Origin of the sequence: Streptomyces spirodelae (genome assembly GCF_017676385.1) — a bacterium.
Taxonomy (GTDB): domain Bacteria; phylum Actinomycetota; class Actinomycetes; order Streptomycetales; family Streptomycetaceae; genus Streptomyces; species Streptomyces spirodelae.
In genome coordinates this window covers 21,537-36,583 of record NZ_JAFFZN010000027.1, presented here as the reverse complement: position 1 = coordinate 36,583, position 15,047 = coordinate 21,537, and the positions used below count along the sequence as shown (strand labels likewise).

The 15,047-nt window shown below is 67.2% G+C and carries 12 protein-coding genes and 1 riboswitch; of the genes, 8 read left to right on the top strand and 4 right to left on the bottom strand.

Features of this window, described 5'->3' with window-relative positions:
- Positions 1-3: 3 nt before the first annotated feature.
- The 5 genes from JW592_RS33440 to JW592_RS25325 all read left to right on the top strand — a co-directional run bounded on the left by JW592_RS33440 (position 4) and on the right by JW592_RS25325 (position 7,566).
- Complete coding sequence (locus JW592_RS33440; protein WP_307805539.1) at positions 4-1,935, top strand: serine/threonine-protein kinase; 1,932 nt, start codon at positions 4-6, stop codon at positions 1,933-1,935.
- 325 nt (positions 1,936-2,260) lie between these two features.
- Entirely contained in the window at positions 2,261-3,103 is an 843-nt protein-coding gene (locus JW592_RS25340) for a DUF4232 domain-containing protein (protein WP_209267547.1), read from the top strand.
- A gap of 326 nt (positions 3,104-3,429) precedes the next feature.
- A complete protein-coding gene (locus JW592_RS25335) occupies positions 3,430-4,641 on the top strand; it encodes a PP2C family protein-serine/threonine phosphatase (RefSeq protein ID WP_307805538.1) in 1,212 nt (403 codons plus the stop codon).
- Between the two features lie 165 nt (positions 4,642-4,806).
- Positions 4,807-4,972, top strand: a riboswitch (cyclic di-AMP (ydaO/yuaA leader).
- Between the two features lie 11 nt (positions 4,973-4,983).
- Positions 4,984-6,456 carry a M23 family metallopeptidase gene (locus JW592_RS25330; protein ID WP_372446571.1) on the top strand — a complete coding sequence of 491 codons (1,473 nt, stop codon included), beginning with the start codon at positions 4,984-4,986 and terminating at the stop codon, positions 6,454-6,456.
- A 156-nt stretch (positions 6,457-6,612) separates the two neighbouring features.
- Positions 6,613-7,566 carry an aldo/keto reductase gene (locus JW592_RS25325; RefSeq protein WP_372446570.1) on the top strand — a complete coding sequence of 318 codons (954 nt, stop codon included), beginning with the start codon at positions 6,613-6,615 and terminating at the stop codon, positions 7,564-7,566.
- Between the two features lie 38 nt (positions 7,567-7,604).
- Here the strand turns inward: JW592_RS25325 and JW592_RS25320 are convergent, their stop codons facing one another.
- Both JW592_RS25320 and JW592_RS25315 read right to left on the bottom strand, forming a co-directional pair.
- On the bottom strand, positions 7,605-8,048 hold the full coding sequence (locus JW592_RS25320) for a PPOX class F420-dependent oxidoreductase (RefSeq protein WP_209267546.1): 444 nt from the start codon (positions 8,046-8,048) through the stop codon (positions 7,605-7,607).
- Positions 8,049-8,403: 355 nt separating this feature from the next.
- A complete protein-coding gene (locus tag JW592_RS25315) occupies positions 8,404-8,604 on the bottom strand; it encodes a hypothetical protein (protein ID WP_209267545.1) in 201 nt (66 codons plus the stop codon).
- 120 nt (positions 8,605-8,724) lie between these two features.
- Between JW592_RS25315 and JW592_RS25310 the strand changes: the two genes are divergently transcribed.
- The 3 genes from JW592_RS25310 (at position 8,725) to JW592_RS25300 (ending at position 10,448) form a co-directional block, all read left to right on the top strand.
- A complete protein-coding gene (locus JW592_RS25310; protein WP_209267544.1) occupies positions 8,725-9,465 on the top strand; it encodes a helix-turn-helix domain-containing protein in 741 nt (246 codons plus the stop codon).
- Between the two features lie 3 nt (positions 9,466-9,468).
- Positions 9,469-9,939 carry an NUDIX hydrolase gene (locus JW592_RS25305; protein WP_209267543.1) on the top strand — a complete coding sequence of 157 codons (471 nt, stop codon included), beginning with the start codon at positions 9,469-9,471 and terminating at the stop codon, positions 9,937-9,939.
- Positions 9,940-10,037: 98 nt separating this feature from the next.
- On the top strand, positions 10,038-10,448 hold the full coding sequence (locus JW592_RS25300) for a (deoxy)nucleoside triphosphate pyrophosphohydrolase (RefSeq protein ID WP_209267542.1): 411 nt from the start codon (positions 10,038-10,040) through the stop codon (positions 10,446-10,448).
- A gap of 26 nt (positions 10,449-10,474) precedes the next feature.
- Here JW592_RS25300 and JW592_RS25295 read toward each other — a convergent pair whose 3' ends face one another.
- Together JW592_RS25295 and JW592_RS25290 are read right to left on the bottom strand one after the other, a co-directional pair.
- Positions 10,475-13,606 carry a DEAD/DEAH box helicase gene (locus JW592_RS25295; RefSeq protein ID WP_209267541.1) on the bottom strand — a complete coding sequence of 1,044 codons (3,132 nt, stop codon included), beginning with the start codon at positions 13,604-13,606 and terminating at the stop codon, positions 10,475-10,477.
- A 100-nt stretch (positions 13,607-13,706) separates the two neighbouring features.
- Positions 13,707-14,936: a PrsW family intramembrane metalloprotease gene (locus tag JW592_RS25290; protein WP_209267540.1), complete on the bottom strand. Its 1,230-nt coding sequence runs from the start codon at positions 14,934-14,936 to the stop codon at positions 13,707-13,709.
- Between the last annotated feature and the right edge of the window lie 111 nt (positions 14,937-15,047).

Sequence of the window (15,047 nt, the reverse complement as noted above, 5' to 3'; positions counted from 1 at the left end):
GGCATGCCTTCACCTGATCAGATCGGCCGCTACCGGGTCGAACGACGTCTCGGCTCCGGCGCTTTCGCGGTCGTGTGGCTCGCACACGACGACCGGCTGGAGGCACCCGTCGCGGTCAAGGTGATGGCCGACAACTGGGCCCACCGTATGGACATCCGGGAGCGTTTCCTCGCCGAGGCGCGGCTGCTGCGCAAGGCGTCGTCCGGCGGCGTCGTCCAGGTCTTCGACGTCGGCGAGATGGACGACGAACGCCCGTACTTCGTCATGGAGTACGCCGACCGTGGCACCGTGGCCGACCGGATGGTGGCGGGACCGCTCCCGGTGGACGAGGCGGTGCGGCTCGCCGCCGAAGCGGCGCGCGGTGTGGAGGCCCTGCACGAGGCGGGCGTGGTCCACCGCGATGTGAAACCGTCCAACGTGCTGCTGACCAGTGGGGGAGCACAGGGCCGCGAGCGGGTGCTGGTCGCGGATCTGGGCCTGGCCAAGAACCTCGCACACGCCTCGGGCCTGACCGTGGTCGCCGGCTCGGTCGGATACATGGCGCCCGAGCAGGCCGAACCCTTCGAGGGCATCGACGCCCGCGCGGACATCTACAGCCTGGGTGCCGTGCTCTACCACCTGGTGACCGGCGCGCAGCCGGGCAATCCGGACCGGGTGATGCCGCTGGACGAACTGCGCCCCGGCCTGCCGCCCGCGGTCGCGGAGGCCGTCGGGCGCGCCATGGAGCCCGACCGCGAGCGCCGCTGGCCCACCGCCGCCGCGTTCGCGAACGAACTGGACCGGATCGCGAATGAGCTCGACCGGGACGGATGGGAGGAACAGGAAAAACAGGAGGAACAGGAGGAGGACGACAGCCTCGCCCCGTCGGCCGCTCAACTGTCCTCCCTCACCGTGGGACCCGCCTCCCGGCGCGCGGCCAGTCAGCCGCCGACGGTCGCGACGGAACCGCCGTCGGTCGGGTCCCGGGCTTCGGGTGCATCCGGTGTATCGGTTGTTTCGGGTGGACCAGGGTCCGAGACGTCGGGTGCGTCGGTCGCGTCCGAGAAGTCCGACAGGGACGAGGAGTCCGACAAGTTCGAGGAGTCCGGTCGGACCGAGGAGTCGGTCGGGCCGGAGACGGCTGCCGCGTCCGGAGGGGGCGTCGCGTCCGAGGGGGCCGTTCCCGAGGAGTCCGTTGCGGACACATCCGGCCCCCGCGCTTCGGAGCACGAGAGGTCCGCTCCGGGCGAACCCGTCCTGGAGGCGTACGCACCGGGCGCGTCCGGTGCCCGTGCGCCCTCCTGGGACGCCGACAGCCCCCCGTCCGTTGCCGGGCGCCCACCGCGCCCTCGCCGCCGTTGGCGCGCCGTCGCTCTCGGTGCCGCCATTGTCGTACTGGCCGGGGCGGGAGCCGCCGGCAAGCTGCTGTTGCCCAAGAGCGACAAGGGCCCCTCCCACGTGAGGGTGCAGGACGCGAGCGGCAGGATCAGTTTGCGGCTACCGGCCCAGTGGGCGCAGGAGAAGGCCGATTCGGGATGGAGCCCCTCCTCGCTGGGGCTGTCGGCGGAGCATGCCCCAGGGCTGGTCGTCTCGCAGGACATGAAGCGCTGGCAGGACCTCACTTCGGGCACGAGCGGGGTGTTCGTCGGGCTCGGCTACTCCTCGAAGGACGACGACGGAGCGACGGCGGCCGCCGAGGCGCTGCCCGCCAAGGTGGCCGAACTCAAGCACAAGCGCTGCCAGTACGCGGGCAGCCGCACCTACAAGGGCGACAGCTGGCAGGGGCGCATCCGTACCTGGTCGGCCTGCGACTCCCCGGGGCACTCGCTGGAGGAGATCGCCCTGGCCCCACGGCAGAAGGGCAAGCCCCCGGTATATGTACAGATCCGCTGTGCCGAGGACTGCTCGGCCAGAACGGATCAGGTTCTCAGCAGCCTGCGGGTCAGCGCCTCATAACGCCTACCGCGCTGCTCCACCGCGCAAGTCCCAACAGCCCCACCGGCCCCGTCCTTCGCCCACGGCCCACCCGCACCGGAGCGGTGTCCCCCACATCGGGGAACCGGCAAAAAAGTCGGGGCGGCCGTGAACTTTCCCGTGCCGTCGGCCATCGAATGCTGTGTACGGCTAGGAAGCCCGGGGGCACCCTGGAGACGGGGAGTCGGGCGCGTGACGCCACCCGCCACCCGGCAGCCGGACGACCGCCGCACAGGGCCCCTGTGGTCCACGAGCACCAGCGAGGCAGGACGACTGCGAGACAGACGACCAGGGAGTGACGGCAGCCATGACGAAGCGCCAGGACCCGACGACGAACACGCAACCCGCACCGAACTCCCCGGCCGCCCCCTTCCGGCGACGTCACCGCGTGGCCCGTATCGCCGCCGCGGCGACCGCTGTGCTGGCGGCGGGGGCGCTGGTGGTCGGCTGCGACAAGGACTCGGACTCGGCCCCGCAGAAGGTCAGCGGCGGAGCCGCGCCCGCAGGCGGCGACTCCGGCTCCTCCCAGGGCGACGACGGCAAGGACGGCAGCAGCGAAGGCAGTGGCGGGAACGGCGGGAGCTCGAGCGGCGACTCGGCAGGGCAGGGCACCTCCGGTTCGGAAGAGGGCGGTTCCGCTTCCTCGTCGTCCTCGTCGTCCTCGTCCTCCTCGTCCTCCTCCGGCAAGAACGGGTCGGGCGGCAGCGGCGGCGACTCGGGGTCTGCTTCCGGTTCCCGGTGCCGCACGGCCGACCTCAAGGCGTCGTTCGGCCCCAACCATCCCGGCGCCGGGCAGGAGAACTTCGCCCTCGTGCTGACCAACCGGTCCGACAAGACCTGCACGGTACGCGGCTACCCCGGGCTCGCCTTCGTCAACGGCAGCGGTGAGCAGGTCTCCTTCGATCCCAAGCGCACGGGCGGCGAGGTGCGGACGGTCACGCTGTCGCCCGGCAAGAGCGCGTGGGCCTCGCTCTCGTTCACCAACCCCGAGGTGACCAACGTCACCACGGTGACGCCGAACGCCGCGAAGGTCACCCCGCCCGACGAGCGCGCCTCCTTGCGGGTGCGCTGGTCCGGTGGACCGGTCACCAACACCGGCAAGGCGTCGGTGCCCAAGATCAGCCCGCTTGCTCCTGGCACGGGCGGCTGACCCTCACCCTTCCACCGGTGGCCGGTTTCCGGCAGCCGGGGGGCTTCGGCTGTCGTACGCCTCAGCTGCTGGATGCCTCAGCTGCCGTATGTCCGAGCTCCTGGGCGCCTGAGCTCCCGTGCGCCCGCCCGGCGTGCGCCCCCGATCAGGCGTACGCCCCGGTGCCGTACGCCCCGCTGCGGTACGCCCGGCGCCGTACGCCGACGGGCGGTGTGGCCCCGTGCGTGGTACCGGGCCGCCTTCCGCCCGTTCCCCGTACCCGTTCCCGTACCCCCAACCAGCGGTCCCGAGTGGCCCGAACCGCTCCACCCGGTCACATTGGGACCGTGCGGCAGAGGGAGGCCGGGAGGCAGCCGGCGAGCGGGTACGAGAACGGTGCGGGACGGCTGTGGCGCCTGGCGCGGTGGCTCCCGGCCGCGCTGTTCGTCCTGGGCGTCGCCCTCGAGCTGTCCACGCCGCGCGAGGTCACCATTTCGGCGCCCTTCGCCGCCGCCCCACTGGCGGCGGCGGCGTTCCTTTCCCTGTGGAGCACCGTTCTCACCGGAGTGCTCTCCTCCAGTGCCACCCTTCTGTTCGCCATTTTCCACGACAACGGCAGCCTCATCGAGTCCGAAGCCAGGTCCCTCACCAGCGTGACCGTCTCCGTCGTGGCCGTCGGCGTCAACTACGTACTGCTCCGCAGCGGGAGCCGGCTGGCCTCGGCGCGTGGTGTGGCCGAGGCGGTACAGCTCGCCGTGCTGCCCACCCCGCCCTCCCACGTCGACGACCTGACGCTGGCCACCCGCTACCGCGCGGCGCAGGCCGAGGCCCGCGTCGGAGGGGACTTCTACGCGGCGGAGGAGACCTCCCACGGCGTGCGGCTGCTGCTCGGCGACGTGCGCGGCAAGGGGACCGGCGCGGTGGCCGCCGTGGTCCTCCTGGTCGGAGTCTTCCGCGAGGCCGCCGAGCAGGAGGAGACCCTCTCCGCGGTGGCCGCCCGCCTCGACCGGGCCCTCCAGCGGGAGGGGCGGCGGCAGACCGGCTCGGCACAGCTGGAGGGCTTCAGCACGGCGGTACTGGTCGAGATCCCGAACTCGTCCGGCCCCGGTTCCGGTTCCGGACAGGACACCGGACGGGACGGCGGGCAGGACGGTGGACAGGACGGCGGTGAGCAGGACGACGGCAAGGTGCTGCGTATCGTCAACCGGGGCCACCCGCCGCCGATCCTCCTGTACCAAGGCCGGACCGCCCTGCTCGAGCCGACGATGCCGGCGCTTCCGCTGGGGATGTCCGAACTGGGGAAGTGGCCGGAGCACGTGGACGAGGTCGCCTTCCCCCGGGGCGCCCAGCTCCTTCTCTACACCGACGGCCTGTCCGAGGCACGCGACGCGGACGGCGTCTTCTACGAACCGGCCGAGCGGCTGGACCACAGCTATTTCACCCATCCGGAGGAGCTGCTGGAGACGGTCCTCATCGATGTCGCGGCCCATACGGGCGGCCAGGCGGTGGACGACATGGCGCTCCTCGCCGTCGCCCACCACACCGGGCCCCAGCCATGAGCCGAGCCGGGCGGCCACTGCCAATTACGGGGAACAGCTTGGAATCACGGCCACTGTTCTATTAACGTCCGATAACGCAGCACGGTCGTCACTGTCGTCACGGAAGGCGGCACCGTGCGCCGTCGCCGAATCCCGCATACGGAGCACCAGCAGCGCCCGACCACTGGACCTGCACCGCTGGACCGCACCGTGGGAACCGGGGAACCACCCCTTCTCGTCAGCCAGGCGAGGAGAACGGGGTGAATCGGACGCCCTTGCGAGAGGACGTCCGTAGGAGACCTTCCTGCTCCGAACCCGTCAGCTAACCCGGTAGGCGAGAAGGAAGGAAAGGAGAGCGCCCCCGTGGCGTCCAGATCCCAGGGCTTCGCCGGCCACGCCCCCGAGGCCGTCGCATACGACTCGCACCTCGACCGCGTCGGCTCCTCCACCACCGCCTACGGCTCGCCTGCCGGCTATGGCTCGCCTGCCGTCCACGGCGCGTCCGGCCCGCATGGCGCGTCCGGCCCGCATGGCGCGTCCGGTTCGCACGGCTCGCCTGCCGCCTACGGCGGGCCCACCGCCCTCGGCTCCGCACCGGGACGGACCGCCGCGCCGCTCCCGCCCGCCGTACCCGTCGTACCCCCGTCCGGCCCGGCAGCGCTCAGGGACGCACCAGGGGACACCTTCAGGGACGTGCCAGGGGACGCTTACGCGGTCGCACCAGAGGACGCCTACGGGGACGCTCCCGGGGAGGCGCCCATGGACGCCTCAGAGGACGGCCACGCGGACGCCCCTGGGGACGAGTGGAACCCCACAGAGGAGTCCGTCCGCTCGATGCGTGGTCGGCACCGGGTCGCCAAGCAGCGGGCCGGCGGGGTGGCGCGGGGCGGTGCCGTGCTCGGCGTCGGCATGATCGCGGCGGTGGGCGCAGGCGGCATGGCGACCGCTCAGGACAAGGACCCCGGCGCGATATCCGTGCCGGATCTGGGCAGCGCGGCCGACGCCGTCCGCAGCGTCCCCGACCAGCTGCCCGATGTCGAGGACCTGCCCGGCATCGGCTCCCTTGCCGGCGACGACGCGGACGGTGCAGAGGGCACCGACGGCGACGCGACCGCCGCCGTGGCGCCCTTCACACAGGCCGGGCTCTCCGCCGAGGACCTGGCGGCGGGCAGGACCAACGCCGGTGAGGCGCTGCGGGCCCGTATTCTCGCGCAGGCCGAGCAGCAGCGTTCCGCCGCGGACGAGGAAGCCCGCGAGGAGGCCGCACGGCAGGCGGCGAGCGCGGCGGCGGAGGAGGCCGCGAAGCGGGCGGCGGCCGAGAAGCAGGCCGAGGCCGAACGTGCGCGGGAGGCGGCGGCCGAGAAGAAGCGCAAGGCCGCCGAGAAGGCCGCGGCAGAGAAGCGGAAGGCCGAGGCCGAACGCCGGGCACGGCTGGCCGGCCAGTATCTCGCGCCGCTGGCCTCGTACCAGCTCACCGCAGGGTTCGGCCAGGCAGGCGGCATGTGGCAGAACGACCACACCGGCCAGGACTTCGCCGCGCCCAACGGCACGCCCGTCAAGGCCGTTCACACCGGCACCGTCAAAGAGGCGGGCTGGGCCGGCTCGTACGGCTACCGCATCGTTCTGAAGCTGGAGGACGGCACCGAACTCTGGTTCTGTCACCTGTCCTCCATGACCAAGTCGGCGGGAGACAAGGTCGGTACGGGCGACGTGATCGGCCGGGTCGGCTCGACGGGCAACTCCTCGGGACCGCACCTGCACGTCGAGGTCCGTCCCGACGGAGGTGACCCGGTGGACCCGCTGCCGTGGCTCCGCGCGAAGGGCGTCGACGTCTGACGGACCGACGGCAGTGGTGGGGGCCCACCCCGCAAGGCCCCACCGGGGGCCCACTGGGGGCCCACCGGGAGGGAGGACGGGGCTGATGGGGCGGCCGGTGACACCGGCCCACGCGCCACCATCCGCCCGGCTTCCGGTCCGCGTTACGGTCGCTGCATGCAGATGAATGCCGACTACAAGATCGGTCAACTGTCCGTCTCGCCGCTCGTGCTGGGCGGCAACGTCTTCGGCTGGACGGCCGACACGCCCACCTCCTTCGCCGTGCTCGACGCCTACACCGACGGCGGCGGCAACACCATCGACACGGCCGACGCGTACTCGGCCTGGGTGGAGGGCAACAAGGGCGGCGAGTCCGAGACCGTCATCGGTGAGTGGCTCGCCGCACGCGGCTCGACCGTACGGGACAACGTCGTCATCGCCACCAAGGTCGCCCGCCACCCCGACCACATGGGCCTGGCCCCGGCCACCATCAAGGCCGCCTGCGAGGACTCGCTGCGCCGCCTGCGGACCGACCGCATCGACCTGTACTACACGCACTTCGACGACGAGTCGGTCGAGGTCTCCGACATCATCGGCGCCCTCGACGAACTCGTGAAGGAGGGCAAGGTCCGCGAGATCGCCGCGTCCAACATCGCGCCGACCCGCCTCGCCGAGTCGCTCGCGTTCAGCGACCGCGAGGGCCTCGCCCGCTATGTGGCGCTACAGCCGCACTACAACCTCGTCTCCCGCGACACCTACGAGGGAGAACTGGCAGCGCTGGCCCAGCGCGAATCCCTCGCCGTACTGCCGTACTACGCGCTGGCCTCCGGCTTCCTCACCGGCAAGTACCGCCCGGGCGAGGCCGCGCCCGAGGGCGCGCGTACCGGCAAGGCGGCCCAGTACCTCGCCACCGAGCGCGGTCAGCGCGTCCTCGCGGCGCTGACCACCGTGGCCAACGCCCACCAGTGCGCCGAGGCCACCGTCGCCCTGGCCTGGCTCGCCGCCCAGCCGACCGTCGCAGCCCCCATCGCCAGCGCCCGCACGGTCGACCAGCTCCCCGCACTGATGGCGGTCGCCGACCTGCGGCTCACCACCGAGGAACTCCGCCTCCTGACGGAAGCCTCGGCATAACCCGGTGGCCGGCCGGTGTACGGGCCAGCCGGGTGGGCTCACCCCCGGCCCGGCTGCCCGTACACCCGCTCGACCCGGAGCCGCACCACCTGCCGCCGCTCCGCCACCATGGCGGCCCGGTACTCGTCCCAGTCCGGGTGCTCGCCCCTGATCGCCCGATAGACGTCGACCAGCTCCTCGACTGTCGCATCACGCGGCTCCCGCGCCACAGCCGTCAGCTCCGCCGTCCCGTCCACCACCGTCCACGCCCACCCGTCCCCGCTGGTCACGTGATAACTCGCCCGCGGGTCCCGCGCCAGATTCCGCGCCTTGGCCCGATCCGCGGTGGTCGACACCCGCACCAACCGTTCCTCCGGATCGAAGACGTGATTGACGTTCGACAACTGCGGCCGACCATCGCGCCGCAACGTCACCAACACCCCCCGCTCAACCTCGGACAACAACCGAAGCAGCGCGTCCTCACCACCAACGCCACCGGCCATGGGTCCTCCTCCTACAGCTCTCCGCAATCAAAAACAGTGACAGCTTCCAATGATTCCGGGTCGCGCTCGAGGATGCACTCACAACCGGCGGCGCCGGGGTCTGACGAGAGCTTGAACGTGGGGAGGCGAAGGCCCCGGCGCGTGACTGACCCTGCCTGTCTCCAGCTGCGTATGGCATGGACGGTTCGATCACTGGATACGAGGAGTGCTCTCCATCCGCTTCCGCATCTTGGCGATGAGCTCGGCCCGTTTCTTCGCCTGCTGTGCTGTTGCTCGATCTTCTTTCGCAGCAATGCTGCCGCCGGGCACGTCTCCCCTTGGCGGCCGCTTCCGAGACGGCTTGCTCATCGGTTCCTCACCGGTGCCCCTCAGGATGCCGACGCATCAATACATTGGCGTCCGTGATCGTGGTGCGGTCCCCGGTCGCTCGCGCCCACTCGCGGACTTGGGCCAGCGCGGCACATCCGGCGCAGCCCTCGACTGGGTCTGGTTCCACCTCGTCGAAGAGGTGCGGGAGTTCGATGGGGATAGTGCCGTGTCGAGTTGGTTCGCTCATGGATGGAGGGTTGCTCGCACCATTGGGACGAGGGAACTTTGTACGTTTCCCACCCTGGGACGTCCTACGGACGGTAAAACGTCCCTAGAAGTGTCCAAGGAAGACGAGGAGACTTCCTGCATGCTCAATGATCGCCTACGGACTGTCATGGCCGCCGGTGGATGGACGCACGCCGACCTGGCCAACACTGTCGGAGTGGATCCCAAGACTGTTGAACGCTGGATCAATTGTGGACGGACTCCGCACCGGACGACCGCCCTCGAGGCAGCCGAGGCATTAGGGGAAGACGTTCACGCACTATGGCCCGCGCTCAGACAAGCTCGAACAGCGAGAGCCGTCAGCCCCGAACTCGTCACGCTCTACGATCAGCGAGCAGATGCCCCTGTATCGACCTTTACCGACCTGCTCGCAGCAGCACGTCAGCAGATTGACATCCTCGTCTACGCCGCCGTCTTTCTGCACGAAGCTTATCCCCGACTCAACGACCTGCTGCGGGAACGAGCTGATGACGGTTGCACAGTCCGCATCGCACTCGGAGACCCAGACAGTGAGACCGTCCAGCAACGAGGCGGGGAGGAGAAATTCGGGCACGGAATTGAATCGCGCTGCCGACTGGCGCTCATGCATTACCACCCCCTCATCAACACTCCAGGGACTGAGGTGCGCACCCATGGAACGACGCTCTACAACAGCATCTATCGTGCCGACGACCAGATGTTGGTCAACGCGCACGCATACGGCGTGAATGCGTACCGTGCACCGCTCTGGCACCTTCGCCGAACCAGCGACGACGGAATGTTCGACACCTACACCGCCAGCTTCACGGCGGTGTGGGAGACTGCTCGACCAGTTGAAGGCTGAGACGTGGCACGCACCGAGTACTACGACGACCCCGAGGCACCGCGACCCAACAGCATGATTGTTGCGGCTTCCGCCGTCGTGACCGACGAGAACGGCAGGATCCTTCTACAACGGCGCCGTGACAACGACCTCTGGGCTTTGCCGGGCGGAGGGATGGAACTCAGCGAGTCACTGCCGAACTGCGCTGTGCGGGAAGTCCAGGAGGAGACCGGGCTGGAGGTAGAGATCACCGGCCTGGTCGGCACCTACACAGATCCGCGGCACATCATCGCGTACAGCGACGGGGAGGTACGTCGACAGTTCAACGTGTGTTTCACGGCCCGCATCACTGGCGGAGAACTGGCCGTTTCTGACGAGTCGACGGACCTCCGGTTTGCGACGCCCAGCGAGATCGACGCGTTGGCCATACATCACACACAGCGGCTACGGATCCAACATTTTTTGGAAAACCGCCCAACTCCCTACCTGGGCTGAGTCTTCCTGCTTACCGACTGGAGCTGGGTGCGCACCTTCCTGCCTCGATGTCCGACCATACGAGAGGGAGGCGGCACGGAGCCCGTAGGGTGGCAGGCATGGGCGAGAGTACGGCAAAGCGTGTGGTCGTTGCGGGGGCAGTCATCGACGAGGGGCGGTTCCTTGCCGCACGTCGGACCGCGCCGCCGGAGTTTGCGGGACGCTGGGAGCTTCCTGGCGGAAAGGTCGAGCCCGGGGAGTCAGCGCAGGAGGCTCTTGCACGGGAGTTGAGGGAGGAGCTCGGGGTCGAGGTCGAGGCCCTGGATCGTCTCCCCGGTGAGTGGCAGCTCAAGGCAGACCTCGTCTTGCACGCGTGGTGGGCGCCCCTGCTCAAGGGCGAGCCTCAGCCCTTGCAGGATCACGATGAGCTGCGTTGGCTCACCCCTGAGCAGGCGTTCGACGTCGACTGGCTGGAGCAGGATTTGCCGTTTGTCGAAGAGGTGGTGCGCCGTCTGGACGGGACGGTATGACCTGCCCCCACTGAAGTGTCGTTTCCTTACGTGCGTGCCGGCGAGAACGACAAGATATCTCCCGGCGCTTCGTGTTGCAGTCTCCAGATGATCTGCATGGGCTTCTTTCCCGAGTGGCTCACATAGTCAACGGGTCCGAGGAAAGTATACGGTCCTGCACCAACATCGTTCTCACGATATTTCCGCACGAACAGGAACACATGCGACCCAGCTGCTTTATGGGTCTGGTACCGCCTTCCACTCTTCGTGTCCGGGGCGGTGTCCTTCTGTGACTCCCAGTGGAAATGGCGAGCGTCGATTGTGTAGTCGTTGTAGCGGATGTCCTCTTTAAAGTACCTTTCATCCTTGTCCAAGGTAACGAAAAGGACGTCAACGTTCGCTCCCGGACACCATTCCGCACCAGTCTGGGACTGTGAGGGGTATGGGCCAGTAATCGATGTCTGGCCAATGGCAGTGAGAACTTCTGCCCTTGTGTAGGTGGAATGCACACGCAAGGGTAGTTGGTCGTGGGGAGCAGCCATCCAGATCGGCGGGTGATCAATTCTTTCCCTACCATACTCAAGAACTTCGCGTGCTTCTGCGCGGAAATCGGACTGCTGTGCGAGTTGATCCAGGGCGTCTTGATACGACAAGAAGCCCGTACCTCGCGAACCAGCAGGCCACAGGTTGAGGATGAGCATGCGGGCGTAGAGCTGTTGGGACGGCGGTAGATCCTCGTAGCGAGGTGAATCGAGGCTCAGAAGATATCGGTAGGCATCCACGCGTTCCGGGTCATCCACATGCAGAAGCGCGGATATACGTTTCAGCAGCTTTTCCTCGGAAGGCGACGGAGCTGGCTTTGTCGCAAGCTCGGCAGCACGCAGTACCTTCGTCCATGAGTTATTGTTTCGGTAGATGTCGCTGATCTCTCGCATGCTGAGCTCGAGATATTGGGCGATAGATTTCGGCTTATATTGCTTCACCTCCTTGACAATCCTTGGGAAAGTGACATTGAGCCGCTCCTTAATGTTTCGGATGATCAGATCCTTGGACTTGCGATCCAGAATGATCTCGTAACCCTCGGGGAGGCCGTAGGAGTCGTTCTCGATGCCCTTGATGAGGTGCTTCTTAGCGAGCCCCGTCACGGCGTGAAGGCGCTCCTCGAAACTGTAGTTGTCGCTTCGGTGATGCCCTACAAAATCAAGAACAGTGAGGAACTCCTTGTTGGGGGAGCGTCGAAGACCTCTTCCGAACTGCTGGAGGTAGACGGTTACGCTCTCAGTCGGGCGGAGAAAGAGGAGCGTATCAACGTCCGGGATATCCAGCCCCTCATTGAAGAGATTTACAGAGAAGAGCGCTTGGATTGTTCCCTCTCGAAGCCCGTCGAAGGCCGCTTCGCGTTCGCCCGAGGGCGTAGTCCCATCGAGTGCTTTTGCGTTTACCCCTCGCTCATTGAAGTAGGTGGCCATGAATTGGGCGTGATCGACTGATACGCAGAACCCAAGAGCGCGCATCGACGTAGGATCAACGACTTTGTCATAGAGCTCTGTGAAGACGAGATTCGGGTGCTCGCCGTCGGCGAGGAGAATCTCTGTCAGTTTCTGCTTGTCGTAGCCCTTTCCTTTCCAACTGAGATTCTCAAAGCGGGCGGAATCATCAGCGATTCCGTAGTAATGGAAGGGGCTGAGAAGGTTACTGTCCAGCGCTTCCCAGAGACGCATTTCTGCGGCGATGCGCCCGTCGAAGTGCAAGTCGTGCACGTGCTCACCATCGTGCCGCTCCGGCGTTGCCGTCATACCGAGCAAGAACCGGTCTTCCGCGTGGAAGTACTCAATTACCCTCTCGTACGTACTTGCTGCTGAGTGATGGAACTCGTCAACTACCAGGACGTCGAAGTGGTCACGCTTAAATGATTCCAGGAACTCGCGCCGGAAGGACTGGATGGTCGCAAAGACGTGGGTGCGCACGGTGGCTACGTGGCCGCCCACGTTGAGCTCTCCGAAACTGCCGTCCCCAAGGACGTTTTGGTAAGTCTCCCTGGCCTGTTTGAGAATTTCCTTCGTGTGGGCTACGAATAGCAGTCGAGGCCGTCTTCCCTTCTTCTTGCATAGCGATCGGTAATCGAGGGCAGCCATGACTGTCTTGCCCGTTCCAGTTGGGGCAACCAACAAGGCGCCCGACTTTCCGTGGACCTCTCGCTCCGCTTCAAGAGCCTCCAGCATAACTACCTGGTGTGGCTGTGGTGTTATGGCCCGCGCGGGCTCTCGCTTTTTCCCAGCAGGGAACCATTTCCGCTTTTGAATTGCGGCAGAGAGGCGCTCGTGGTCGGTGTCTGGATCGTAAGGCTCGAAGTTCCCTGAGTTCCAATACTCTTCGAACGTCTTTCTGAACGTGGCTAGGACGCTCGGCGCGGAAGTCGGTGATACTCGTACGTTCCATTCTAGGCCCGTGCTGAGAGCCGACTTCGAAAGATTCGAGCTCCCAATATAGGCAGTGTGGAAACCGGTATTGCGGTGAAAGAGCCACGCTTTTGCGTGCACCTTGGATTGGTTCGGGGCGTAGTCGACACGTACCTCTGCTCCGAAATCGCGGACGAGTCGATCGATGGCCTTCGGATCGGTTGCTCCCATGTACGTCGTGGTAAGAATACGTAGGCGCACACCACGTTTTTGTGCGTCATGCAGCGCCGGCCTAATCTGATTGACCCCAGGCCACATGATGAAGGAGCATAGAAGATCGATAGCGTCTGCCGAGGCGATCTCGTTCCGCAGTTCGTCGCCCATCTGGATGGCCTCTTGCCGGTTGGTGATGAGCGTCGCTTCCGACAGGGGCGTACTGGGACGGGGGAGGGGCGCGCCGTCAGGCCCTTCACTCAGCGCTAGCAACTGCCGAGGACCATCGGTAAGTAGCCCCTGGGCAGATGCATCGGTGTTCAGACGCTTCAGTAGAAGATTGCTGTAGAGGACTCGCTCAAGTGGAGAGAGCTCAACGAGCTTCTTCTCTACGGTGTCGGCGATATGCCGCGCCAGTATGCGTGGAGCGGCCATCGGAGGAACTGATTCTTCCTCAGCTGCCCACCCCTCCTTGCGCAACTCATCCAGCTGAGACTCAAGCTGTTCGGTGATCAGTAGCTCATAGAGACCAGCAATCGGCTGCTGTTGGCTCGGCCCGTCAGACATGTTCCCCCTCCGGCTGTACGTCTGCTGAACGTTCTACCAGCGGTCTCCGACAGCGGGGTCTGATCACGTCAACTCGGAGTTAGCGACCGGGGGGAGAGACTCACCGCATCGGTGGATACCCCGCCCACCGCGGGGGTGCTGGGCGGCTCAGGGCCAGGGCGGCGCTGGTGGTTGGGGGGCCGGCGAGGGGGCGGTTGGTCCAGAGGCGCTGGAGGAGTGCGCGCTCGCGGGTGGCGAAGTCGGGGGCGGTGGCGCCGTTGTCGGCGCGGGCGCGGAGGAGGGCCAGTGCGGTGGCGTCGTGCTGGTAGGCAGCGACGGTGCGGGCGGCCTCCGGGCCGTGGCTGCGGCGGGCCATGGCGCGGGCCATGGAGCGGGCCCGCATCGAGGACAGGGACCAGGGTTCCGGTTCGCTGAACCAGCCCGCTGCGGCGTATGCCGGCAGGGTGTCCCGTACCAGGCGCAGCTCGTGCAGGCGGGACCAGATCGCGAGCCAGGTCAGGGCCCCGAAGACGGGGATCATGAAGAGGCCGTACACGGCGAGGAACGTGTAGTTGGCGAAGGACGCCGAGCCGTTCCATATCGCGTGCAGCAGTACGGCGGTGAACCACCCCACCAGCGGCAGCACCCAGCGCAGGATGCGCCGTCGTCTGGGCAGAGCGGCGATCATGCCGAAGGCTATGCCCGTCATCGACGTGAACAGCGGATGCGCGAAGGGCGCGAAGATGATGCGGATGAGGAAGGTGGCGGCCGTGGCCGAACGGGCGAGGCTGTCGGGGTCCAGCACCGTGTCCTTTCCGTACGCGGTGCCGAGGTAGAGGATGTTCTCGGTGAAGGCGAAGCCGGCCGCGGTGATGCCGGCTGCGGCTATACCGGCGATCACGCTGTCGAGATGGCGGCGGCGGAAGAGGAAGAGCAGCAGGATCGCCCCCGCCTTGGTCGTCTCCTCGACGACAGGGGCTATGACGATGGCTCCGAGCGTGTCCGCCTGGTCCGGTGAGTCGACGACGACGGACGAGGCCAGCCAGTCGGTGGCGAAGCTGTTGGCCAGGAGCGCCACCAGCGTCGCGGCGCAGGCCCCCCACGCGAAGGCGAAGAGGTGGTTGCGCCAGGGCGAGGGCAGCGGCGCGTTCAGCCAGCGGAACGCCGTCAGCAGCAGCGGCACCGGAAAGAGCGCCAGTCCGAATCCGACCAGCAGTCCCTGCGTACCGGTCTGTTCGCGTACCAGTGCGAGGATCATCAGCCCGCACAGGCCCAGCAGCACGATCACTGCTGTGGCACGCAGAGCGCGCTGGTTCCGCTGCCACCAGGACGGCACCGGGTGCGTCTGCATGGCGTGGGCGTGCGGGTGGACGTGTGGGTGCGTGTGGGCGTGCGCGGGTGCCTGGGGGTGAGTGTGCGTCTGCGCTTGCGCTTGGGGCGGGGGCCCGGCCTGGGCCTGGGC